The organism is Micromonospora sp. NPDC005237, from assembly GCF_040607775.1.
GTDB lineage: Bacteria > Actinomycetota > Actinomycetes > Mycobacteriales > Micromonosporaceae > Micromonospora.
In genome coordinates, this window is sequence record NZ_JBEXHJ010000001.1 from 690,285 (window position 1) to 713,466 (window position 23,182).

The 23,182-nt window shown below is 73.0% G+C and carries 23 protein-coding genes and 1 pseudogene; 18 read left to right on the plus strand and 6 right to left on the minus strand.

Annotated elements, in window-relative coordinates; translation table 11 throughout:
- Positions 1–7 precede the first annotated feature (7 nt).
- The 3 genes from ABZT87_RS03340 (at position 8) to ABZT87_RS03350 (ending at position 3,258) form a co-directional block, all read left to right on the plus strand.
- Entirely contained in the window at positions 8–1,126 is a 1,119-nt protein-coding gene (locus ABZT87_RS03340; RefSeq protein WP_355133326.1) for a cystathionine gamma-lyase, read from the plus strand.
- 5 nt (positions 1,127–1,131) lie between these two features.
- Complete coding sequence (locus ABZT87_RS03345; RefSeq protein WP_355133328.1) at positions 1,132–1,920, plus strand: putative protein N(5)-glutamine methyltransferase; 789 nt, start codon at positions 1,132–1,134, stop codon at positions 1,918–1,920.
- Between the two features lie 288 nt (positions 1,921–2,208).
- On the plus strand, positions 2,209–3,258 hold the full coding sequence (locus tag ABZT87_RS03350) for an ROK family protein (protein WP_355133330.1): 1,050 nt from the start codon (positions 2,209–2,211) through the stop codon (positions 3,256–3,258).
- 121 nt (positions 3,259–3,379) lie between these two features.
- Here ABZT87_RS03350 and ABZT87_RS03355 read toward each other — a convergent pair whose 3' ends face one another.
- The gene (locus tag ABZT87_RS03355; protein WP_354860080.1) at positions 3,380–3,580 is read right to left on the minus strand and encodes a DUF397 domain-containing protein; all 201 of its coding nucleotides are present in this window, start codon (positions 3,578–3,580) and stop codon (positions 3,380–3,382) included.
- Positions 3,581–3,585: 5 nt separating this feature from the next.
- A complete protein-coding gene (locus ABZT87_RS03360) occupies positions 3,586–4,431 on the minus strand; it encodes a helix-turn-helix transcriptional regulator (RefSeq protein ID WP_354860077.1) in 846 nt (281 codons plus the stop codon).
- A 274-nt stretch (positions 4,432–4,705) separates the two neighbouring features.
- Between ABZT87_RS03360 and ABZT87_RS03365 the strand changes: the two genes are divergently transcribed.
- Entirely contained in the window at positions 4,706–4,924 is a 219-nt protein-coding gene (locus ABZT87_RS03365; protein WP_354860075.1) for a hypothetical protein, read from the plus strand.
- Positions 4,925–5,096: 172 nt separating this feature from the next.
- Positions 5,097–6,197 carry a D-alanine--D-alanine ligase family protein gene (locus tag ABZT87_RS03370; RefSeq protein ID WP_355133332.1) on the plus strand — a complete coding sequence of 367 codons (1,101 nt, stop codon included), beginning with the start codon at positions 5,097–5,099 and terminating at the stop codon, positions 6,195–6,197.
- Between the two features lie 49 nt (positions 6,198–6,246).
- Here the strand turns inward: ABZT87_RS03370 and ABZT87_RS03375 are convergent, their stop codons facing one another.
- Both ABZT87_RS03375 and ABZT87_RS03380 read right to left on the minus strand, forming a co-directional pair.
- Positions 6,247–6,960 carry a DUF3515 family protein gene (locus tag ABZT87_RS03375; protein WP_355133334.1) on the minus strand — a complete coding sequence of 238 codons (714 nt, stop codon included), beginning with the start codon at positions 6,958–6,960 and terminating at the stop codon, positions 6,247–6,249.
- A complete protein-coding gene (locus tag ABZT87_RS03380) occupies positions 6,961–7,194 on the minus strand; it encodes an Lrp/AsnC ligand binding domain-containing protein (protein WP_007456453.1) in 234 nt (77 codons plus the stop codon).
- Between the two features lie 96 nt (positions 7,195–7,290).
- On the opposite strand from ABZT87_RS03380, the gene ABZT87_RS03385 reads away from it, so the two are divergent.
- Together ABZT87_RS03385 and ABZT87_RS03390 are read left to right on the plus strand one after the other, a co-directional pair.
- Entirely contained in the window at positions 7,291–8,280 is a 990-nt protein-coding gene (locus ABZT87_RS03385; protein ID WP_355133336.1) for a thiamine-phosphate kinase, read from the plus strand.
- Positions 8,281–8,309: 29 nt separating this feature from the next.
- The gene (locus ABZT87_RS03390) at positions 8,310–8,771 is read left to right on the plus strand and encodes a GNAT family N-acetyltransferase (protein WP_355133338.1); all 462 of its coding nucleotides are present in this window, start codon (positions 8,310–8,312) and stop codon (positions 8,769–8,771) included.
- A 94-nt stretch (positions 8,772–8,865) separates the two neighbouring features.
- Here the strand turns inward: ABZT87_RS03390 and rpmB are convergent, their stop codons facing one another.
- Complete coding sequence (rpmB, locus tag ABZT87_RS03395; RefSeq protein WP_007456456.1) at positions 8,866–9,057, minus strand: 50S ribosomal protein L28; 192 nt, start codon at positions 9,055–9,057, stop codon at positions 8,866–8,868.
- A 275-nt stretch (positions 9,058–9,332) separates the two neighbouring features.
- Between rpmB and ABZT87_RS03400 the strand changes: the two genes are divergently transcribed.
- Both ABZT87_RS03400 and recG read left to right on the plus strand, forming a co-directional pair.
- Positions 9,333–10,946, plus strand: coding sequence for a DAK2 domain-containing protein (locus ABZT87_RS03400; RefSeq protein ID WP_354860062.1), 1,614 nt, complete (start codon positions 9,333–9,335; stop codon positions 10,944–10,946).
- Positions 10,943–13,141, plus strand: a complete 2,199-nt coding sequence (gene recG / locus ABZT87_RS03405; protein ID WP_355133340.1) for an ATP-dependent DNA helicase RecG — start codon at positions 10,943–10,945, stop codon at positions 13,139–13,141. The genes ABZT87_RS03400 and recG overlap by 4 nt, the downstream gene beginning before the upstream one ends.
- Positions 13,142–13,270: 129 nt before the next feature.
- Here recG and ABZT87_RS03410 read toward each other — a convergent pair whose 3' ends face one another.
- The gene (locus ABZT87_RS03410) at positions 13,271–14,797 is read right to left on the minus strand and encodes a cell wall anchor protein (protein WP_355133342.1); all 1,527 of its coding nucleotides are present in this window, start codon (positions 14,795–14,797) and stop codon (positions 13,271–13,273) included.
- Between the two features lie 305 nt (positions 14,798–15,102).
- Between ABZT87_RS03410 and rsmD the strand changes: the two genes are divergently transcribed.
- From rsmD to ABZT87_RS03455, 9 genes and pseudogenes are all read left to right on the plus strand, one after another.
- Complete coding sequence (rsmD, locus tag ABZT87_RS03415; protein WP_355066981.1) at positions 15,103–15,666, plus strand: 16S rRNA (guanine(966)-N(2))-methyltransferase RsmD; 564 nt, start codon at positions 15,103–15,105, stop codon at positions 15,664–15,666.
- Positions 15,663–16,151, plus strand: coding sequence for a pantetheine-phosphate adenylyltransferase (coaD, locus tag ABZT87_RS03420; protein WP_354860053.1), 489 nt, complete (start codon positions 15,663–15,665; stop codon positions 16,149–16,151). The genes rsmD and coaD overlap by 4 nt, the downstream gene beginning before the upstream one ends.
- 243 nt (positions 16,152–16,394) lie before the next feature.
- On the plus strand, positions 16,395–16,892 hold the full coding sequence (locus ABZT87_RS03425; RefSeq protein WP_234590503.1) for a hypothetical protein: 498 nt from the start codon (positions 16,395–16,397) through the stop codon (positions 16,890–16,892).
- A 110-nt stretch (positions 16,893–17,002) separates the two neighbouring features.
- Positions 17,003–17,566: a YceD family protein gene (locus ABZT87_RS03430; RefSeq protein ID WP_139587729.1), complete on the plus strand. Its 564-nt coding sequence runs from the start codon at positions 17,003–17,005 to the stop codon at positions 17,564–17,566.
- 5 nt (positions 17,567–17,571) lie between these two features.
- Positions 17,572–17,745: a 50S ribosomal protein L32 gene (rpmF, locus tag ABZT87_RS03435; protein WP_030335284.1), complete on the plus strand. Its 174-nt coding sequence runs from the start codon at positions 17,572–17,574 to the stop codon at positions 17,743–17,745.
- 114 nt (positions 17,746–17,859) lie between these two features.
- Positions 17,860–18,846, plus strand: a complete 987-nt coding sequence (locus ABZT87_RS03440) for a phosphate acyltransferase PlsX (RefSeq protein WP_354863221.1) — start codon at positions 17,860–17,862, stop codon at positions 18,844–18,846.
- Positions 18,843–19,559: pseudogene (rnc, locus tag ABZT87_RS03445) on the plus strand (ribonuclease III); the annotation flags it as partial. The gene ABZT87_RS03440 and the pseudogene rnc, both read left to right, overlap by 4 nt.
- A 232-nt stretch (positions 19,560–19,791) precedes the next feature.
- Positions 19,792–20,649 carry a bifunctional DNA-formamidopyrimidine glycosylase/DNA-(apurinic or apyrimidinic site) lyase gene (gene mutM / locus ABZT87_RS03450; protein WP_355066980.1) on the plus strand — a complete coding sequence of 286 codons (858 nt, stop codon included), beginning with the start codon at positions 19,792–19,794 and terminating at the stop codon, positions 20,647–20,649.
- A gap of 222 nt (positions 20,650–20,871) precedes the next feature.
- On the plus strand, positions 20,872–23,091 hold the full coding sequence (locus ABZT87_RS03455) for an MMPL family transporter (protein WP_355133344.1): 2,220 nt from the start codon (positions 20,872–20,874) through the stop codon (positions 23,089–23,091).
- Positions 23,092–23,182 lie beyond the last annotated feature (91 nt).

Sequence of the window (23,182 nt, forward strand, 5' to 3'; positions counted from 1 at the left end):
GGAACCGATGAGCGAACTGGGAGACGGCACCCGCTGCGTGCGCGCCGGCCTGCCCGAGCCGGCGCCGGGTGATGCGTTCCTGCCGGGTCCGGTCTTCGCCGCGCCGTACCACCTCGACCCGTGGCAGGGGCCGGACGCGTCGCCGAACGGCTACGGCCGCCCCGACAACCCGACCCGGCGGCTGTTGGAGGCCGCCGTGGGCGAGTTGGAGGGCGGTGACTGCCGGGTCTTCGCCAGCGGTCAGGCTGCCATCACCGGGACGCTGCTCACCCTGCTGCGCCCGGGGGACGCCGTGGTGCTGCCCTCCGACGGCTACTTCCCCGTCCGGGCGTTCGCCACCGCCGTGCTGGAGACGATCGGCGTACGGGTGCTCTTCGTGCCGACCGTGGGGCCGTACCCGTCCTTCGAGGGCGTCCGGCTGGTGCTGGTGGAGACCCCGGCCAACCCGGGTCTGGACGTGGTCGACGTGGCCGCCCTGGCGGAGCGGGCACATGCCGCCGGCGCCCTGCTCGCGGTCGACAACACCACCGCCACCCCGCTCGGGCAGCGCCCGCTGGACCTCGGCGCCGACCTGGTGGTGGCCTCCGGCACGAAGGCGCTCACCGGCCACTCCGACCTGCTGCTGGGCTACCTGGCCAGCCGGTCCGCCGAGGTGATCGAGGCGGTGACGCTCTGGCGTACCGGCACCGGTTCGATTCCGGGAGCGTTCGACGCCTGGTTGGCGCACCGGTCGCTGGCGACCCTCGACCTGCGGCTGGCCCGGCAGAGCGCGAACGCCGCAGCCGTCGCCGACCTGCTGGCGGGCCGGCCGGACGTGACCGGTCTGCGCTGGCCGGGGCTGCCGGACGATCCCGCCTACGCGGTGGCCTCGGCGCAGATGCGCCGGATGCCCGGGGTGCTCTCGTTCGACCTGGGCGACGCCGACCGGGTGGCCCGCTTCGTCGAGGCCGCCCGGCTGGTGGCGGCGGCCACCTCGTTCGGCGGTCTGCACACCACGGCGGACCGGCGGGCGCAGTGGGGGGACGACACCGCCCCCGGCTTCGTCCGGCTCTCCTGCGGTGTGGAGGACACTCCCGACCTGGTGGCCGACATCGCCGCCGCCCTGGACGCCGCCGGTCCGGTCTGAGCTTCGTGGCAGAGCCGTCCTTCACCGACCGCACCACCCTCGTCGGCCGGCTGCGCGCCGCCGGTTGCGTCTACGCCGAGGACGAGGCGGAGCTGCTGCTGGCCGCCGCAGACTCCCCGGCGACGCTGGCCGACCTGACCGCCCGGCGCGTCGCCGGCGAGCCGCTGGAGTACCTGCTCGGCTGGGCCGAGTTCTGCGGTCTGCGGATCGCCGTCGACGCGGGCGTCTTCGTGCCGCGCGGTCGGACGGCCCTGCTGGTCGAGGCCGCCGTCGAGCTGACCGGCCCGGCGCCGGCCGTGGTCGACCTCTGCTGCGGCTCCGGGGCCACCACTGTCGCGCTGGCCCGCCGGCTCGCGCCGCGCTGGCTGGCCGCCGCCGACATCGACCCGGCCGCCGTGGCCTGCGCCCGCCGCAACCTCGCCGGGCTACCCGCCGAGGTGTACGAGGGTGACCTGTTCGCTCCGCTGCCGGCGCACTGGCGGGGGCGGCTCGACCTGGTGGTGGCCAACGCCCCGTACGTGCCGACCGAGGCGGTGGCGCTGATGCCGCCGGAGGCGCGGCTGCACGAGGCCCCGGTTGCGCTCGACGGCGGGCCGGACGGGCTCACCGTGCTGCGCCGGGTGGGCGTCGACGCGGCGCACTGGCTGGTGCCCGGTGGGCACCTGGTGGTCGAGGCTGGCGAGACGCAGACCGACGCGCTGTGCGCGGCGTTCCACGCAGCCGGACTGTCGCCGACCGTACGACACGACGAGGACCTGGACGCCACTGCGGTAATCGCCCGCCGCCCAGGCTGATCCGCCCCCCCATCAGCGCTGCGGCGGAGATGCCTGGTCGACCGACCCACTTGTTCGCGTCCTTTGCTCTGCTTCAACCGGCGCAACACTCGCGGCCGATTGGTGTTGCGCGGAGTGAAGCAGAGCAAAGGACGCGCGACAGCAGTCCGGGGCACCGGGGACAGTAACTCCGGATGTCACCGGAGCTCGGCTGGTACCCCCAACCCCAGTTTCAGTGGGCGGGCGTGGCGGGGGAGCGGGGTTGGCACTAGCCTCGGCTCACACTCATGAGGGCGGGAGGCGGTTGCGGTGGGCAGCGCAGGTGTGCCGGTGGTCGTCGGCCTGGACAACGGCGGCACCAGCAACAACGCCACAGTCCTGACGGTGGACGGCCGGTTCCTGGTGGACGGGCTGCTGGAGATCCCGAGCGAGGTGCGCGCCGGCCCGGACGCGGCGATCGAAGCGCTGGCCCGGGCGCTGGACGGGGCTCTGGCGCAGACCGGCGTGCCTCGTGACCTGGTCCGGGCGGTCGGGTTGGACACGCCCGGCCCGGCCAGCGCCACCGGCGTCATCTCGTCGCGCGGCTCGACCAACTTCTCCCAGCCTGCCTGGCGTGGCTTCGACGTGCGGGGCGCGCTCCAGCGACGGCTCGGCCTGCCGGTGATCTACCACAACGACGGCAACGCCGCCGCGCTCTACGCCCACCACGTGTATTTCGGCGACGAGGCGATGGCGCGATCGTCGGTCTCGGCGATCGTCGGCACGGGCCTCGGTGGCGGGGTGGTGGAGAGCGGCAAGGTGATCGCCGGCGCCGCCGGCATGGCCGGCGAGCTGGGTCACGTGCACATCCCGCTGAACGGGCTGCTCGGCCCGGGCCAGCCGGAGCCCACCTGCGCCTGCGGCTTCACCGGCGACGTCGAGAGCGTCGCCTCGCTGACCGGCATCGAGCGCAACCTGCTGCCGTACTGGCTGACCCGCCACCCCGACCACCCGCTGACCGCCGAGCCGGCGGCGCGGGCGGCGAAGCTCGTGCGGGGCTACGGCGAGCGGGGTGACGCGCTGGCCCGGGATCTCTTCACCCAGCAGGCGATGGCGCTGGGCCGCCTGTTCACCGTGGCGGCCAACTTCACCGATCCCCACGCGTACTTCGTGGGGGGCGGGGTGGTGGAGGCGGCGCCGGAGTTCCGCGACTGGTTCCTGGCGACGGTCCGCGAGCACACCGTCCTCCGGGAGGAGCAGGCCGCGGTGGCCACCTTCGCGCTGGTTCCGGACCGCGACATGGCCGGCGCCAGGGGTGTGGCGATCGCCGCCCTGGAGGCGCTGCGCGCCGTGCCGGAGCCCCGCCCGCTGGTCGCCTGAGTTCTCTCCCGCTCGTCGGCCGTGCCCGCTCGCCGGAGCGTCCCCTTCCCCGCCCGCGCCCCGCTGACCGGCGGTGACAGCCCGGTCAGCGGAGCGCGGGGGCGGGGTGGTCGCGCTCCGGTCAGCCGCGCGGCGGGGCCTGGGCGAAGGCGGCCCAGGCCGCCGGGGGGAACAGCAGGGCCGGACCGGCCGGGTCCTTGGAGTCGCGGACGGCCACCAGCTGGGGGATCGTGGCCACCTCCACGCAGGCGCCCTCATCGCCGCTGCGGCTGCTCTTGCGCCACGCCGCCGTGGCCAACGCCGCTGTGATCGTCGGTGTCATCGGTCCTACCGTCCCTTCAGGACTGACAGGAGCATCGCCCGGCTGTCCGCCGGGCTGAGCGCCACGCTGCGCAGATGCTCCATGATCTTGGTGCAGGTACGCGTCTCGCCCGCGCGGTCGAGGATCATCTGACCGGCGACCGTCTCCACCGACGCGATGATGGGGTCCTCCGGGTCGGCGAACTCCAGGATGTGCAGCGAGCCCCGGGTGCCCCGGTGGTAACCGGCGGAGAGCGGGATCACCTGGACGGTGATGTTCGGCAGTTCGGCCATCTTGACGAGGTGCCGTAGCTGGCCGTTCATCACCGACTGGTCACCGACCGGGCGCAGCAGCGCGCCCTCGTCGATGATCGCGTCGAGGATGGGTGGAGTGTCGGCGGTGAGCCGCACCTGGCGGTCGAGTCGGACCTTGACCCGCTGCTCCACCAGCTCGTCGCCGAGGGTGTGCGGGCCGCCGCGCATCACGCCGCGGATGTAGTCCGCGGTCTGCAGCAGGCCGGGCACCACCGAGGGCTCGAAGTTGGCGATGGCGGTGGCCTCCGCCTCCAGGGCGATGAAGTCGATGGTGCGTGGGTCGAGCAGGTACGAGTACGACACCCACCAGCCCGGCTTGCGGGCGTCCTTGGCGAGCTGCACCGCGGCGGCCACCTCCTCGGAACCCACTCCGTACGAGGTGAGCAGGGCGCGCACGGTGGCCGGGTTGATCAGCGTCTGGGCGTTCTCATAGCGGGAGAGGGTGCTGCGGGTGCTGTTGATCTCATCCGCGGCGGTCTCCAGCGTCAGCCCGGCGGCTTCCCGGTATTGACGCAGGGCGATGCCGAGTCGGCGGGCGCGGGCGGTCTTCGGGGCCATGCATCGATGGTCGCACACATTTATGGGAACGGGTACATGAGAGAAGGTGGATGAGAGTTGCATTCATGGCTGTAGACGTGTCAATCTGTCATCGCGTCCTCACCGCCGGTTGTCGTGGCGACGGTGGTGGTGAGCGACCGGAGGGGATAGGGCGCGCGGCGATCGGGTTTCTCCCCCGTACCCGATCGTCGCGTGCCGTCCGTTGCAGCCCGCCGGAAGGAGACGACGTGCATACCGGTTCGAAGTCTCTCGCCCCGCAGCGCGAGGGTCGGCGATGACCCGCTTTCTGGTCGTTCTCACCGACGTGCGTCCCGTCGAGGGCATCGACCGCAACGAACGCGTCGCTCCCGAACGCCGCCGCCAGGTGGTCGGCGCCAGCAGCAGGGAGGCCGCCGACCGGATCGCCGGAGCCTTCATGGCGCTGGGCATGGTGCGGGCCGGGCGGCAGCGGGTCAAGGTGATCGCGGTCGGCCGCCGGCACGCCGGGGACTGACCGGCCTCGAACATTCCGTCACGCACCGTATATGCTCTGTTGACCGATTGCCGTGTCGCTTCGGGGCTCGCCGGGTATCGCCGCGCCTGATCGCCACGCACAGTAAGGTCAACCGGGTGAGCGCCACCGGCGAGCACGACCAGCCGCAGTCGCGTACGAAGAGGTGACCGGAGTGACCACCCCAGGCAAGACCCGCGTGGCGATCGTCTTCGGCGGCCGCAGCCCGGAACACGGCATCTCCTGCGTCAGCGCCGGCAGCGTGTTCGCCGCACTCGACCCGGACGAGTACGAGGTCGTGCCGGTGGGCATCACCCGCGCCGGCCAGTGGGTGCTGACCAGCGGGGACCCCGCCCAGCTCGCCATCAACGCCCGCCAGCTCCCGGAGATCACCGCCGAGTCCGGCGAGGACATCGTGCTGCGCGCCGACCCGACCGGGAACGGGCTGATGGTGCTCGACCCGACCGAGGGCCCCCGGGCGCTGGCCGACGTGGACGTGGTCTTCCCGGTCCTGCACGGCACGTACGGCGAGGACGGCACCATCCAGGGCATGCTGGAGATGGCCGGCATCCCCTACGTGGGGGCGAACGTGTTCGCCTCCGCCGCCGCCATGGACAAGGAGTTCACCAAGAAGCTCTGCGCGGTCGAGGGCATCCCGGTCGGCACGTACGCGGTGCTGCGTAACGGGATGACGCTGAGCGAGCAGGACAAGGAGCGGCTCGGACTGCCGGTCTTCGTCAAGCCGTCCCGCGCCGGCTCGTCGTTCGGCATCACCCGTGTCACCGACTGGGCCGAGCTGGACACGGCGGTCGCCACCGCCCGGCAGTTCGACCCGAAGGTCATCATCGAGGCCGCGATCGTCGGCCGCGAGATCGAGTGCGGCGTGCTGGAGGGCGAGGCAGGCGGTGCCCCCGAGGCATCCGTGCTGGCCGAGGTGCGGGTCGCCGCCGACCACGACTTCTACGACTTCGAGGCCAAGTACCTCGACGACTCCTGCGAGTACGACATCCCGGCCGGCCTGCCGGACCGGGTGACCCGCCAGGTGCAGGAGTACGCCGTCCGCGCGTTCTCCGCGCTGGACTGCGCCGGCCTGGCCCGGGCCGACTTCTTCGTCACCCCCGAGCTGGACGTCTACCTCAACGAGATCAACACGATGCCCGGGTTCACCCCGACGTCGATGTTCCCCCGGATGTGGGCTGCCTCCGGCCTGGAGTACCCCAAGCTGGTCAACCGGCTGATCCGTACCGCCCAGCGGCGCGGCGTCGGCCTGCACTGAGCAGCCGGCCCCGACGCGCGGCCCGCCGTACGGGCCGCGCGTCAGCGGATCAGCGCTGGCAGCCGGCGGGGATGGCGCCGCCCGAGGGCACCGACGCCACGATCGCGCTGGAGATCGGCGAAACCCACTGCAGCGGCTGCTCGTACGAGCGTGGGATGCGAACGGTGACCGACGTCTCCCGGTCGACAGTGGTGAGCACGGTCACGTCGGTCTCCTCGACGGGGTGCCAGCAGACCCGGTTGACCGTCCAGACCTCGTCGGTGGCCGGGACTGTCGGCTCGGCGCCCCCGCAGGCCACGGTGAGCGCGGGGTCGCCGTACGCGGCGTTCTGCTCCGGGCCCGCCGTGACCGGGCGCTGGGCCAGGTCACGGATGGTCTGCGGCAGCTGGGAGAGCAGCGCGCGGCAGACCGTGGCCGGACGCTCGGCCAGCGCCGGGGCGGCCATCTCGACCGGAGCGGTGGACTGCGCCCGTGCGGTGCTCGCCGAAGGGCTCGGCGCGGCGGCGGGCGTGTCCGGGGCGAGCTTGGCGAAGGCCAGCACGGCCACCAGCAGCGTGATCGGCAGCGCGATCAACGTGGCCAGCAGGGCGGCGCCCCGGATGGTCCGGTCCCGGCCGGCCGGCGCGTCGGCGCCCGGGTCGGCGCTGTCGCGGATACCGTCAGCCGGCTCGGGCGTCCCGTCGACCGGCTCACGCGTCCCGTCAGCCGGCTCGTGCTTCCCGTCGTCGTCCAGAGCAGCCGAGGAGGTCGTCATCTCGTCCACTTACAGCCGCACCACCGAACACGTGAGGGTGCGCGTGATGCCGGGCACCATCTGCACCTTGCTGACGATGAGTTTGCCGAGCTCGTCGACGGTGTTCGCCTCGGTGAGGACGACCACGTCGTACGGCCCGGTGACGGCGTCGACGCGTACCACGCCGGCGATGTCCGCGATGAGACCCGCCACGTCACGTGCGCGGCCGACCTCGGTCTGGATGAGGATGTACGCCTGTACCACGACTCGACCTCCGTCCGTCGCCGCCCGGGAGCGGCCCGAAGGGTGAAACTACCTTACGGACCAGGTCTGATCCCTATCGGTGGTCAAGGAGCAGCGGTGAGCGAGCGCGGCGGTGCCGGGCGGTACGGGCCGAACGCCGGCGGTGGCGCCAGCGTGGCCGGGATCGGCGAGTTCGGGCTGATCGGGCGGATCACCGCCCGGTTGGCGATGGGCCCGACGACCCTGCTCGGCCCGGGTGACGACGCGGCGGTGGTGGCCGCGCCGGACGCCCGGGTGGTCGCCTGCACGGACGTGCTGGTCGACGGGCGGCACTTCCGGCGGGACTGGTGCTCGGCGCGCGACGTCGGTCACCGGGCCGCGGCGGCCAACCTGGCCGACGTCGTGGCGATGGGCGCCACCCCGACCGCCCTGCTGGTCGCCCTCTGCATGCCCGCCGACCTGGAGACGAGCTGGGCGGAGGGCCTGGCCGACGGGTTGGCCGCGGAGGCCGCCACGGTCGGCGCGAGCGTGGTCGGCGGGGACATGTCGGCGAGCCCCACCCTGACCATCGCGGTCACCGCGCTGGGTGACCTCGGCGGCCGGGCGCCCGTGGTGCGCTCCGGCGCCCGCCCCGGGGACGTGCTGGCCCTGGCCGGCCGCATCGGGTACGCGGCGGCCGGGCTGACCGTGCTCACCCGGGGCTTTCGCACCCCCCGACTGCTGGTCGAGGCGTACCGACGGCCGCAGGTCGCCTACCCGGCCGGGCCGCAGGCCGCCCAGCTCGGCGCGACCTCGATGATCGACGTCTCGGACGGGCTCCTCGCCGATCTCGGGCACGTGGCGCAGGCCAGCGGTGTGGCGATCGACGTGCGCCGCGACGCGTTCGAGGTGCCCCGGCAGATGGCCGACGCCGCGCGGGCGCTCGGCGTCGACCCGTACACCTGGATTTTGGCCGGTGGCGAGGACCACGCGCTGGCCGCGACCTTCCCCGCGACGGTGGCGCTGCCGCCGGAGTGGCGGCCCATCGGCCTGGTCACGGAGGGTGCCGGAGTGACTGTCGACGGCGGCGCCTACGACGGGCCGCGGGGCTGGGACCACTTCCGGTGACGCCGCGCGCCAGCCGTATCCTGAACACCGTGAGTGAGATCGAGATCCGAGTGGTGCGGTTCGACGCGCCGGTGGCGCAGCAGTTGATCCGGGCCGCGCTGGCCGACCTCGGTGCCCGCTACGGAGGCACCGGCGACGACACCCCGGTCGCCGCGAGCGAGTTCGAGCCGCCGGACGGCGCGTTCCTCGTCGCCTACCTGGCCGGTGAGCCGGTCGGCTGCGGTGGCTGGCGCAGCCACGGTGCGGGCACCGCCGAGCTGAAGCGGATGTACACCGCCCCGGCGGCCCGCGGTCGCGGCGTGGCGCGGACGGTCCTCGCGGCCGTCGAGCGCTCGGCCCGCGAGCAGGGCCGCAAGCGGATGGTCCTGGAGTGCGGTGACAAACAGCCCGAGGCGATCGCCATGTACGTGTCCGCCGGTTATGACCGGATCCCGAACTTCGGCTTCTACAAGGACGCGGAGGGCTGCCTCTCCTTCGGCCGCACGCTCTGAGCGGTCGCCGCCCACCCGGGGGCGGACACGACAGAGCCGGCGGACCGCAGGGGGCCGCCGGCTGAGCCGAACGAGAAGAGTTGGTGCTGCCGCGTCAGGCGCGGGTGACCTTGCCGGCCTTGATGCACGAGGTGCAGACCTGCAACTTCTTGGTGTTGCCGCCACCGGCCGGGGTACGCACCGACTGGATGTTCGGGTTCCAGCGGCGGTTGGTCCGCCGGTGCGAGTGGGACACGTTGTGGCCGAAGCCCGGTCCCTTGCCACAGACGTCGCACACGCTAGCCACGGGATACTCCTGGGATTGAAACGTTCATGAGGTCGCCGGCAGGCGCTGCCCGGGCAACCTGGTCAGGTTACCCGATGACCCGCCGACCCGGCCAACCGGCCCGGTCGGGCGGTCGTGCACGGCCCGGCCCGGGCCTGCTGGTGGGCCGGTGGGCCGGCCCGGCGGCAACCGTACCGGAGGCGTCGACCCGGCCCGGGAGCGCCGTCGGACCGGGCGCGGACGGACACGCCGGACGAGTCCGACGCGTGTCGGTGCGCAACAGTAGGCTTCTGGCCGTGCTGGACACCCTCGACGCCGCCGCGGTCCGCCGCTGGTGTGCGAGCGGGCTGGCCGCGCTCAAGCGCCACCAGGGCGAGATCGACGAGCTCAACGTCTTTCCGGTGCCCGACGGTGACACCGGCACCAACCTGGTGCTCACCCTCACCTCGGCCCAGCAGGCCCTGTCGATGGACCTGGACACCCTCCCCGACAGCGGCCCCACCGCCCACGGGCACGCGCTGCGGCTGATGGCACAGGGCGCGCTGCTCGGCGCCCGGGGCAACTCGGGGGTCATCCTCTCGCAGATCCTGCGCGGCTTCGCCGACGCCGTCGTGGCCGTGCCGGTGGTGCGCGGGCAGGCCCTGGCCGTCGCGCTGCGGGCCGCGACCGCCGCCGCGTACACGGCGGTCGGCCGTCCCGTGGAGGGCACCCTGCTCACCGTCGTCGCCGCGGCCGCCACCGGGGCCGAGCAGGTGGGCGGCGACGACCTGCCCGCGGTGGCCCGCGGCGCGGCGCGGGCGGCGGCCGAGGCCCTGGCCCGTACGCCCGAGCAGCTGCCGGCCCTGGCCCGCGCGGGGGTCGTCGACGCGGGCGGGCGGGGGCTCTGCGTCCTGCTCGACGCCCTGGTCGAGGTGCTCACCGGGGAGGGCGCCACAGGGCTCGCGCCGCCGCCGCGCACCGCCCGCCCGGCGGCCACAGTCGCGCGGGAGACCGGCTCCGAGGAGTACGCCTACGAGGTGCAGTTCCTGCTCGACGCCCACGCCGACGCGGTGGCCGTGCTGCGCCGGACCCTGGAGGCGCTGGGTGACTCGCTGGTCGTCGTCGGTGACGGGCGTGAGCCGGGCGGCACCTGGAACGTGCACGTGCACGTCAACGACGTGGGCGCGGCGGTCGAGGCGGGGGTCGCCGCCGGCCGCCCGTACCGGATCTCGGTGACCCGCTTCGCCGACCAGCCGGAGCCGTCGGCCGGCCCGACCGAGGACGGTCGGGCCGCCGTGGTGGTGGCCACCGGCCGCGGGATCGCGGAGCTGTTCGCCGCCGAGGGCGCGACGGTGGTGCCCGGCAACCCGTCCACGGGTGAGCTGCTGGACGCCGTGCGCAGCACCCGGGCGGCCCGGGTGGTGGTGCTGCCCAACGACCCCAACACGGAGGCGGTCGCGAGCGCGGCGGCCCGCGAGGCGCACCGGCACGGCATCAAGGTGAGCGTGGTGCCGACCCGTTCGCCGGTGCAGGCCCTCGCCGCCCTGGCGGTCCGCGACGGCACTCGCCGCTTCGAGGACGACGTGATCGCGATGGCCGAGGCGGCCGGCGCCTGCCGCTACGCCGAGGTCTGCCACGCCAGTCGGGAGGCGCTGACGGTCGCCGGCCCGTGCCGCCCCGGTGACGTGCTGGCGCTGGTCGAGGGGGAGGTGCACCTGATCGGCACCGACCTCACCGACACCTGCGCCGCAGTGGTCGACCGGATGCTCGGCGGCGGCGGGGAGCTGGTCACCCTGCTGGCCGGGGTGGACGCCCCCGCCGGGCTCACCGATGCCGTCCGCGCGCACGTCGCGCGGCGCTGGCCGTTCGTCGAGGTGCAGGCGTACCCGGGCGGCCAGCCGTTCTATCCGCTTTTGGTGGGGGTCGAATGAGCGAGCCGGCCACGGTGGACACCCCGTTGAAGAAGCTCGTCGGGGACAAGACGGCCAAGGCGTTGGCCGCCCACCTCGACCTGCACACCGCGGGGGACCTGATCTACCACTTCCCGCGTCGCTACGACGAGCGCGGCGAGCACACCGACATCCGGTCGCTGGACGTCGGTGAGCAGGTCACCGTGCTGGCCCAGGTGCAGCGCACCGCCGTACGGCCGATGCGCCAGCGCCGGGGCAACCTGCTGGAGGTGACCGTCGGCGACGGCTCCGGCGGCCTGCTGACGCTGACGTTCTTCGGCAACCAGGCGTGGCGCGAACGGGAGCTGCGTCCGGGCCGGTGGGGGCTGTTCGCCGGCAAGGTCACCGAGTTCCGGAGCAAACGTCAGCTCAACGGCCCGGAGTACGTGCTGCTCGGCGAGGGCGGCGAGGGCGAGGCGGCGGTCAGCGACGAGATCGAGGAGTTCGCCGGCGCGCTGATCCCCGTGTACCCGGCGGCGGCGGCCGTCCCGACCTGGGTGATCGCCCGCTGCGTACGGGTCGTGCTGGACACGTTCACCCCGCCGGAGGATCCGCTGCCGTCCTCCGTCCGCGCCAGCCGCAACCTCGTCGACCTGGGCCCCGCGCTGCGGGAGATCCACCGGCCGTCCACCAAGGAGGCGCTGCACCGGGCGCGGCGACGACTCAAGTGGGACGAGGCGTTCGCCGTCCAGCTGACGCTGGTGCAGCGCAAGCACCGGGCCGCCGACTGGCCGGCCCGGCCCCGCCCACCACGCACGGGTGGGCTGCTGGACGCCTTCGACGCCCGACTGCCGTACGAGCTGACGGCCGGTCAGCGCGAGGTCGGCGTGGAGATCGCCACCGACCTGGCGGCCGCGCATCCGATGCACCGGCTCCTGCAGGGCGAGGTCGGCTCGGGCAAGACGGTGGTGGCGTTGCGGGCCATGCTCCAGGTGGTCGACGCGGGCGGGCAGGCCGCGTTGCTGGCCCCTACCGAGGTGCTGGCCGCGCAGCACCACCGGGGCATGCTCGACCTGCTCGGGCCCCTCGGGCGGGCCGGTGAGCTGGATTCCGCCGAGCACGCGACCCGGGTGGAGCTGGTCACCGGCTCGCTAAGCGCGGCAGCCCGCCGACGGGCGCTCGGCGAGGTGGCCAGCGGCAACGCCGGCATCGTGCTCGGCACCCACGCGCTGCTCTACGAGGGGGTGGACTTCGCCGACCTGGGCCTCGTGGTGGTCGACGAGCAGCACCGCTTCGGCGTGGAGCAGCGCGACGCGCTGCGCGCCAAGGCCGACCAGCCGCCGCACACGCTGGTGATGACGGCCACCCCGATCCCGCGCACGGTGGCGATGACCGTCTACGGCGACCTGGAGGTGTCCACTCTCTCCCAGCTGCCCCGGGGCCGGTCGCCGATCGCCTCGCACGTGGTGCCGGCCGCCGAGAAGCCGGCCTTCCTCGACCGGGCGTGGCGGCGGCTGCGCGAGGAGGTGGCCGCCGGCCACCAGGCGTACGTGGTGTGCCCGCGAATTGGTGACGGCCCGACGTCCGACGAGGAGCCGCCGCCCGAGGACGACAACGGCCGCCGGCCGCCCCTCGCCGTGACCGAGGTGGCCCCGCTGCTGGCCGAGGGGCCGTTGCACGGTCTGCGGATCGGGGTCCTGCACGGCCGGCTGCCCGCCGACGAGAAGGACGCGGTGATGCGTTCCTTCGCGGCCGGTGACCTGGACGTGCTGGTGGCGACCACGGTGATCGAGGTCGGCGTCGACGTGCCGAACGCCACCGTGATGATCGTGCTGGACGCCGACCGGTTCGGTGTCTCCCAACTGCACCAGCTGCGTGGTCGGGTCGGCCGGGGTGCCGCCGCCGGGCTCTGCCTGCTGGTCAGCGAGGCCGCCGAGGGCTCGTCGGCGCGCGAACGGCTGGACGCGGTGGCGTCCACCAGCGACGGCTTCAAGCTCGCCGAGCTGGATCTGGAGCAGCGCCGCGAGGGCGACGTGCTGGGCGCCACCCAGTCCGGGCACCGCTCGCACCTGCGGCTGCTGTCCCTGAAACGCGACGCCGACCTGATCCGCGACGCCCGCGCCGAGGCGATCACCCTGGTCGAGGAGGACCCGGAGCTGATCCGCAACCCGGCGCTGGCCGCGTCGGTCGCCGCGCTCGTCGACGAGGACCGCGCGGAGTACCTGGAGAAGGGCTGAGCGCTCCAACCGGGGTGTCCCGGCCACGGTGACACCCCGGTTTTCTGGTTCCCGAGTCGATCTCCCACACAGACCGAGGGCGCGCCGACCGGGTGGTCGACGCGCCCTCAGGCTTCAGCTCAGGTCAGGTCAGGCGGTGAAGGTCACCCGACGCCGACGGGCGATGACGAAGAGCACCGCGCCCGCGATCAGCAGGGCGATAGCGCCGGCGGCAATGCCGCCCGCAGCCGCACCGGTGACCGGGAGGCCCGGCTCGTCCTTGCCGCCGCCACCGGCGCCACCGCCGCAGTTGCCCTCCGGCGTGTAGATGGCTTCGAGCTCCAGGTCCATGTCCGGCAGTGCGACGATCGCCGTCTTGTCCTTGCCAGCCTTGAAGGTCACCGTCTCCGACGCGCCGGCCGCGACCGTGCGGGTCTCGGTCTTGTCGCCGTAGGTGAAGGTGGTCTTCACCGGCAGGCCACCCTCGGGGTTGGTGACGGTGAGGGCGAACTCCTTGCAGTCGGCCTTGGTGGTGACGGCCGGCAGCGGGCAGTCCTCGGGACGCGTCCACGAGTACGTGCCGTTCTCGATGACCTTGCCGTCGACCAGGACCTCGATCTTGCCGGCGTCGGCGGCGGGCACCACGATGCTGGTGTCGGCCTTACCCGGCGCGACGGAGACCTTCTTGGTGAAGCCGTTCTCGCCCTTGACCTCGAACTCGACGGCGTACTTGCTGATCTTGCCGTCGTTGCTCAGCGACACGCCGACCGAACCGTCGCAGTTGGACGCGAAGGTCGAGGCCGGGGTGACGCAGCTCTTGCTGCCGCCGTTGTACCAGCCCTGCGGGCCCTTGGACCGATTGCCCGGGGCGCCCGGCGAGCCGAGCTTCTTGTTGTCGTAGCGCTTGCCGCCGTCGACGATCTCGTCGATGACCTGGTCCTTGTCGCCCCAGATGAGGTCGACCTGGGTGTGGCAGTCCGGGATCTCGACGTTCAGCGTGATCTCGGTCTGGGTGCCACCGATCCAGTTGCTGTCCGGCGTGCCGTACACGTACTGCGGGGTGGCGAACTGCGGACGCGGCGCGAAGTACGACACCAGCGTGAACCACTGCTTGCCCTCGCCGCAGAGCGGCAGGTCACCGTCGAGCTTGATGGTGGCGGTGCCCTTCGGGCCGTCGAACGTGTGGCTGTACTTGGCCTTGTCGACCTCGACGCACTTCGGAGCCGGGGTGCAGGACTTGTCGGCGGCGAGGTTGATGTCACCGTCGGCGGTGTTGTTCGCCGTGACCTTCCCCTCCTTGATCCACTCGGCGTAGACCTGGAGGTGAGCCTTGGTGGTGTTGCCGGGCACGCGCTGGACGGCCAGCTTGGAGGAGGCCATGGGGATGACCAGCCCCTGCAGCGGCTTCGCCTCCTTCGCCCCCTCGACCAGCGAGGTCACCGGGGTGGCCGGGTCAGCGGTCACCCTCTGGATGGTCGCGTCCTTCTTGGCTTCGCTGTTCTCCACCTTCCACGTGATCACGCGCTCGCCCGTGAGCTGGTCACAGTCGGCGGTGGCGGTGATGGTGGTGTGGTGGGCGCTGGCTGGGGTGGCCACCGCGGCGACCCCGGTGAGGCCGACGAGGGCGGCTCCCAGGATGGCCAGCGGTCGCCGGAGCGACAGCTTGGGACGGATCACGGGTACTCCTGGAGTGCTGAAGCGTTGGGGGTGTGGCACGAGAGTGACAGTGGACGGTCGCTGCACGTCCGATCGGAGAGGCGCCCTCCCGAGCCGTGGGCCGGCGGGTTGGCCGTCGGCACCCGGCAGACCCTAGCGATATCGCCGCGCGTGATACAGCGCTCAGGATTTGCTAAGAATGATGTTATGAACTTGAGATCATTGATATACGAGAAGTGATCACGTGATTCTCCTGGCGGTACCGACCGTGTCGAGAGCGGCCCCGAAGGGTCGCGTAGCGTCGGGGTCATGAGCAGGAGGAAACGGTGACCCGGATCGTGGCCGGGACGCTCGGTGGCCGGCGGATCGCCGCGCCGCCCGGCGCCGGCACCCGACCCACGTCCGACCGGGTCCGGGAGGCGCTGTTCAGCGCTGTCGAGTCCGAGGTCGACCTCGACGGCGCCCGCTTCGCCGACCTGTACGCCGGATCCGGCGCGGTCGGGCTGGAGGCGCTGTCCCGGGGCGCCCGACACGTCCTGCTGGTCGAGTCCGATCCGCGGGCGGCCCGGGTGATCCGGGAGAACGTGGCGACCCTGCGAGCCGGCCCGGCCGTACGGCTGGTCGCCGGCAAGGTGGCGACCGTGCTGGCCGCTGGCCCGGACGGCGGCCCGTACGACGTGGTCTTCGCCGACCCGCCCTACGCCGTGCCGGACGCGGAGATCACCGCGCTGCTGACGACGCTTGTCGACGGCGGCTGGCTGGCGCCCGACGCGCTGGTGGTGGTGGAGCGGTCCCGCCGCACCAGGCAGTTCGAGTGGGTGGAGGGGATCACCCCCGAGCGCAGTCGCCGGTACGGCGAGACCACCCTTTGGTACGGTCGCCGATCATGAGACGTGCGGTGTGTCCCGGCTCGTTCGACCCGGTCACCAACGGACACCTCGACATCATCGGCCGCGCGAGCCGGCTGTTCGATGAGGTGATCGTCGGCGTGCTGATCAACCAGTCGAAGAGCGGCCTGTTCACCGTCGAAGAACGGATCGAGATGCTCCGCGAGGTGACCGCCTCGTACGGTAACGTGCGGGTCGAGTCCTTCCGGGGGCTGCTCGTCGACTTCTGCCGCGCCCAGCAGGCGAGCGTGCTGATCAAGGGGCTGCGGGCGGTCAGCGACTTCGACTACGAGTTGCAGATGGCCCAGATGAACATCGGGCTGGCCGGGGTCGAGACGCTCTTCATGCCGACCAACCCGCTCTACTCGTTCCTCTCCTCCAGCCTCGTCAAGGACGTGGCCAAGTGGGGCGGCGACATCTCCGCCCACGTCCCGGACCCGGTCCGCGAGGCCCTCCAGTCCCGCCTGGGCCCCCCGCCCCTGACCTGACCCGGCCGATCTCGCACGTACCGTTCCCGGTTCGCCCCCTTTCGCGCTGCTTTGCCGCCACCGAAAGTGCAAGGTCGGCGCGGGGGAGGGAGTGCGGGGGGCGGGGAGTGACCATGTCGCGACTCGCCGGGTTGGGGTGAGTGGGGCGGCGGTGGGGCGGGCACGACATGATTGGTCGAGCAGGAACCCGGCCGTGGCCCGCATCATGGAGGTCGGCCGACGAACGACAGGAGTGAGGTACCGGTGGACCCGCTCGATCGCATCGACGAACTGATCGCCATGGTGGAGCAGGCGCGCTCCGTCCCGATGTCGCGCAACAACTGCATGGTCGACCGGGGCGAGATGATCGCCGCCCTGGACGAGATGCGCGCCGACCTCCCCGCCGACCTGCGTCGAGCCGCCGCGCTCCTGGAGGAGCGCGACAAGATCATGGACGCCGGCAAGCGCGAGGCGGACCGGATCATCAGCGAGGGTGAGGCAGAACACGCCCGCCTCGTCTCCGTGAACGAGATCACCGTATCGGCCGAGCACGAGGGCGCCCGGATCATCGCCGAGGCCCGCGCCGAGGCGCAGCGCCTGCGCGAGGAGGTCGACGACTACGTCGACACCGCGCTGGCCAACTTCGAACAGTTCCTCACCCGGGCTCTCGCCTCGATAGAGCGGGGCCGCGACAAGATGCACGCGCTGCGGGAGATCGGCACCTTCGGTGGGGATGAGGCGGAACGCCCGCTACCCTTCTGAGCGGCACTTCACCAGCCGACATTCTCGCCACAGGCGTCCCCCCGGTTCGACGGTCCGGCGGTCGCCCAGGTAACCTTTTTTGTCGGCCTCTCACCGGCCGGAGTCTGACTATGCCCAAGCACTCGCCATCGACACTCGACCCCAGGTCGCCGCTGGTCCTCGACACGAGGGACCTGCCGCGTCGCCCTGGCGCGTTGCGTGAGGTCCAGCGGGTCGTGCCGGCACCGACGGACCTCGGTGTGGAGTTGATCGGCGTGCCGGAGGGCGCGGACCTTGACCTCGATCTGAGGTTGCAGTCGGTGTCCGAGGGTGTGCTCGTCTCCGGGACCATCACCGGTCCCATCCGGGGCGAGTGCGGGCGTTGCCTGCGCGAGATCAACGAATCGATGGCCGTGACGATCCAGGAGCTGTACGCGTACGAGAACAGCACCACGGACGCCACGACCGACGAGGACGAGGTGGGCCGGATGCAGGGCGATCTGATCGACCTGGAGCCGGCGCTGCGGGACGCGTTGGTGCTCACGCTGCCGACCAACCCGCTCTGCCGGGAGGACTGCCCTGGACTGTGCCCCGAATGCGGGGCGCACTGGGACGATCTGCCGGCCGACCACAGTCACCAGCAGATCGACCCGCGTTGGGCGGGCCTGTCGCAACTGACCCGTACAGAGGAGTAAGAACCGTGGCCGTCCCCAAGCGCAAGATGTCGCGCAGCAACACCCGGTCCCGCCGGGCGAACTGGAAGGCGACCGTGGTCGCGACCGTCGCGTGCCCGCAGTGCAAGTCCCCGAAGCTGCCGCACGCCGCCTGCTCCGTCTGCGGCACCTACAACGGCCGCCAGGTTCTCGAGGTCTGACCTGGACGCCGAGTGACGCCCCCGACCCCAGGTCGGGCGGCGCGCGCACCCTGGCAAACGCCCGGTGCCCCGGCTCCCTCCGACGCCGGCCGGCCCAATCCGGCCGGCGTACCGATGGAGCCGGGCACCGCGCGGATCGCCGTTGACCTCCTCGGCGGGGACGACGCTCCCGCCGTCGTGGTTGACGGCGCTCTGCGGGCCGTGCGCGCCGATCCCGATCTGCACCTGCTGCTCGTCGGCCCGACCGAGGTCGCCGACGCGCTGATCGCTGCCCTCGCCCCGCCCGAGCGGGCCCGGATCACGGTCCGACCGGTCCGAGCCGCCGTCGGCATGGCCGACCATCCCAGCGCGGCCCGCTCGGAGAGCACCGTCCGAGCCGCCGTCACCGCCGTCCGCGACGGCACCGCCGACGCCCTCGTCTCGGCCGGCGCGACCGGCGCCACGGTCACCGCCGCCGTGCTCGGGCTCGGACGCTGGCCGGAGATCCGCCAACCCGCCCTGGTCGCCACCCTGCCCGCGGTCGCCGGGCCGGTGGTGCTGCTCGACGTCGGCGGTTCGCTGGAGCCCCGCCCCGCCACCCTGGCCCGGCACGCCGTGCTCGGCGCCGCGTACGCCGCGGTGGCCCACTCGGTCGTCGCGCCGCGGGTCGGCCTGCTCTCAGTCGGCACCGAGGCCGGCAAGGGCGACCGGGTACGCCGTGCCACCGACCCCCTGCTCGCCGTCGAACCGCTGCCCTGCGGGGCACGCTACGTCGGCTTGGTCGAGGGGTACGACGTGACTCTCGGCGCGCGCGCCGATGTGGTGGTGACCGACGGCTTCACCGGTAACGTGCTGCTCAAGGCGATCGAGGGCGCGTACGCGATGGCCGGCGGCCCGCCCGTCGTCGGCGGCGCGCCCCGGGCCGCCGCCCTGCTGGGCGTCGCCGGGACGGTGGTCGTCTGTCACGGCTCCGCTCGCGCCGACGACGTCGCCTCCGGCATCGCTCTCGCCGCCCACCTGTGGCGACGGCGTGCCACCGAACTGGTCTCCGCGTTGCTCGACGGCGACGCCGCGACGGACCGCACCGACCGCTCCACCGACACCGAGGTACGCACATCATGAGCAACGACAAGCGGCGGCGGGCGTCCGTCGGTCACCTGGAAGCCGCGTTCGGCGTCAGCCTGGAGCCGGACCTGCTGGAACGCGCGCTGACCCATCGCTCGTACGCGTACGAGAACGGCGGCCTGCCGACGAACGAGCGGCTGGAGTTCCTCGGCGACTCGGTCCTCGGCGTCGTGATCACCACGGCGCTGTTCCACAACCACCCGGACCTGCCCGAGGGGCAGTTGGCGAAGCTGCGGGCGAGCGTGGTCAACATGCGGGCGCTCGCCGACGTGGCCCGCGGCCTGGGCCCGGACGGCCTCGGCGCGTACCTGCTGCTCGGCAAGGGCGAGGAGACCACCGGTGGCCGGGACAAGGCGAGCATCCTCGCCGACACCCTGGAGGCGCTGCTCGGCGCCATCTACCTCCAGTACGGGCTGGACACCGCCGGGATCGTGATCCACCGGCTCTTCGACCCGCTGATGGCCGAGTCGGCCGGCCGGGGCGCCGCCCTGGACTGGAAGACCAGCCTCCAGGAGTTGACCGCCGCGCTCAGTCTCGGCGTGCCCGAGTACCGGATCGAGGGCACCGGACCGGACCACCTCAAGACGTTCACCGCCTGGGTCGTGGTGGCCGGCAACCGGTACGGCGGCGCGGAGGGGCGCAGCAAGAAGGAGGCCGAGCAGCGGGCCGCCGAGGCGGCCTGGCGGATGCTCACGGACCAGCACGAGCAGAACGCCCAGCAGGACCAGCAGAACAGGTCCGACCAGGACGAGTCGTTCGGGCCGCCCGACAGCGCCGAGCAGGCGGCCCGGGCCGAGGTGGCCGACCACCTGGCGCAGGCCATGCCGGCCGACGTGGCGGAGCAGCAGGCCCCGCCCGAGCGGCAGACGTCCGCCAACGGCGGCGGCCCGACCGAGGCCCGCGACGCCGAGGCCCCGAGTGGCCACGAGACGGGTGTACGTCGTGCCTGAGCTGCCCGAGGTGGAGACCGTCCGGCAGGGGCTGGCCCAGTGGGTCACCGGCCGGCGGATCGCCTCGGTCGAGGTGCGACACCCGCGCGCCGTCCGGCGGCACGTCCCCGGCGGCGCGCACTTCGCCGACGTGCTGGCCGGCCGGACCATCGTGGACGTGCGCCGACGCGGCAAGTACCTGTGGCTCCCGCTGGACAGCGGCGACGCGGTGATCGGGCACCTCGGCATGTCGGGTCAGTTGCTGCTCCAGCCGCCCGGCACCCCCGACGAGACCCACCTGCGGGTGCGGTTCCGGTTCGCCGACGACGGGCCCGAGCTGCGCTTCGTCGACCAGCGCACGTTCGGCGGGCTCGCGGTCAGCGAGGGCGGCGCGGACCTCCCCGCGGAGATCGCGCACATCGCCCGCGACCCGATGGACCCGGAGTTCTCCGACGCGGCGTTCGTCGCCGCGCTGCGCCGCCGCCGGACCGAGGTGAAACGGGCCCTGCTCGACCAGACGCTGATCTCCGGCGTGGGCAACATCTACGCCGACGAGGCGCTCTGGCGCGCCGGGCTGCACGGCGCCCGCCCCACCGACGCGCTGACCGGCCCGGCCGCGCAGCGCCTGCTCGGTCACGTCCGCGATGTGCTCGCTGAGGCGATCAAGGAGGGCGGCACCAGCTTCGACGCCCTCTACGTCAACGTCAACGGCGAGAGCGGTTACTTCGACCGGGAACTGAACGCCTACGGCCGGGAGGGCGAGCCGTGCCGGCGGTGCGGAGCGCCGATCCGCCGCGAGTCGTTCATGAACCGTTCCTCGTACAGCTGCCCGCGCTGCCAGCCCCGGCCTCGGGGTGCCCTTCGGGGATGACCCGGAGCTGGCTCCGGGTCGGCACCGGCGGGTCGCGGCCGGACGCTCCGGGCCACACCCCGGCGTACGCCCGAATCGCGGGTTGATGCCCGTCCGGCGGGCCCGCCGCCCTCGACGGACCGACTCCGGGGCGGACGGGGGCCGTTCCCCGATGTGACCGCCTCGTCACGCCCCTAACGTCAGCACCGTTGACAGGGGGTCGACGTGACAGGGGGACGCGAGATGGGCAACAGACCGGTGACCGTGCGGATGGCGCGGTGGAGCGCCGAGCATCCGTGGCGGGCGATCGCGTTGTGGGTCGTGTTCGTGGCGGTGTGTTTCGTCGGTGGCAACGCCGCCGGCCTCACCGAGGCCACCAGCGGGGACCAGGCGATCGGCGAGGCCGGACGGGCCAGCATCATCGTGGACGACGGGGCCTTCGACGACCCGGCCGTGGACAACGTCCTGATCACCTCCCGGGGTGGCGCCCTGGACCCGGCGGCGGCGAAGGCGGCCGCCGACGACGCGGCCGCCCGGCTGCGTACGGTCACCGGGGTCGCCGAGGTCGGCCCGCCGGTCACCGCGCGGGACGGGTCCGCGCTGCTGCTGCCGATCACCATGTCCGGTGACCCGGAGACCGCGTCGGACCGGGTGCAGCCGCTGCGCGACGTCACCGCCACCGTGCAGGGCGCGCACCCGCAGCTCCGCGTCGAGCAGGTCGGCGGGCCGTCGATCGGCCAGGCGCTCGACGACACCCTGGGCAAGGACTTCGAGCGCGCCGAGCTGCTGAGTCTGCCGGTCACCCTGGCCATCCTGATCATCGCGTTCGGCGCGTTGATCGCGGCCAGCGTGCCGGTGCTGCTGGCGCTCTCCTCGGTCGCCGCCGCGATGGGCCTGTCCACCCTCGCCTCGCACCTCGTGCCGGCCACGGACACCACGTCACCGGTGATCCTGCTGATCGGCATGGCGGTGGGGGTCGACTACTCGCTGTTCTACATCCGCCGGGAGCGGGAGGAACGGGCCAAGGGCCGCTCCGGCCTGGACGCGGTGGAGATCGCCGCGGAGACCTCCGGGCACGCCGTGGTGGTCTCCGGCTTCGCCGTGATCATCGCGATGGCCGGGCTGTTCCTCGCCGGCGACGTGGTCTTCTCGTCCCTGGCCGTCGGCTCGATCCTGGTGGTCGCCGTCGCGGTGACCGGCTCGCTGACCGTGCTGCCGGCCCTGCTGGCCAGGCTGGGCCGCTGGGTCGACCGGCCCCGGGTGCCGCTGCTCTGGCGGCTGACCGCGCCGCGCACCGGCCGGCACGGCGAGCCGCGTACGCCCCGGCTCTGGCCGGCGGTGCTCCGGCCCGCGCTGCGCGCCCCGGTGGCGACGCTCGTCATCTCGGTCGGCCTGCTGCTCGCGCTGGCCGCGCCGGCGCTCGGCATGAAGCTGAAGTTCCCCGGAATGGAGGACCTGCCGCGCACCACGCCGGCCATGCAGGCGTACGACCGGCTCACCGCGGCTTTCCCGAGCACCGGCACCAGCCACGTGGTGGCCGTCCGGGCGCCGGCCGAGCAGGCCGACCGGGTCAACGCGGCGCTCACCGACCTCGCCGCCCGCGCCGGCGGTGACCCGTTGTTCGCCCCCACCGAGGCGGACGGCCCCAAGATCAAGGTGTCGGCCGACCGGCGGGTGTCGGTGCTGGACGTCGCCACCCCGTACGCCAGCCGGGACGACCGGTCGGTGCGGTCGCTGGAGAAGCTGCGGGCCGACCTGGTCCCGGCCGAGCTGCGGGGGATCCCCGGGATCGAGTACGCGGTCGGCGGGAGCGTGGCCGACAGTGAGGACTACGCGTCGCACGTCCGCGACAAGCTGCCGCTGGTGATGGGCTTTGTGCTGGTGCTCACGTTCCTGGTCATGGCCTTCACCTTCCGTTCGGTGGTGGTGGCGGCCAGCTCCATCGCGTTGAACCTGCTCTCCGCCGGCGCCGCGTACGGGTTGCTGGTCCTGGTCTTCCAGGGGGAGTGGGCCGAGGGGCTGCTCGGCTTCACCTCGATGGGCGCGATCGTCTCCTGGCTGCCGCTGTTCCTGTTCGTGGTGCTCTTCGGCCTCTCGATGGACTACCACGTCTTCGTGGTGAGCCGGATCCGCGAGGGGGTCCGGGCCGGCATGTCCAACCGCGACGCCGTGTCATACGGCATCACGTCGTCGGCCGGGGTGGTGACCAGCGCGGCGATCGTCATGGTCGGGGTGTTCTCGATCTTCGCCACGCTGAGCACGATCGACATGAAGCAGCTCGGCATCGGCCTGGCGGCGGCGATCCTGCTGGACGCCACGATCATCCGGGGAGTGGTGCTGCCCGCCCTGATGACCATGCTCGGCGACGCGAACTGGTGGGCCCCGCGGTTCCTGCGGCGACGCCCGGCGCCCGCGCCCACCGACCCGCCGGCGCCCGCGCCGGAGCTGGTGCCCGTCTCCTGAGTAGCCGGTCGTCTCTCGTGCCGGGCCGCGACTCGCGGCCCGGCACGTGCCGTCCGGGCGACACCGACCGTCTGCACCCCCAGCGCGATCG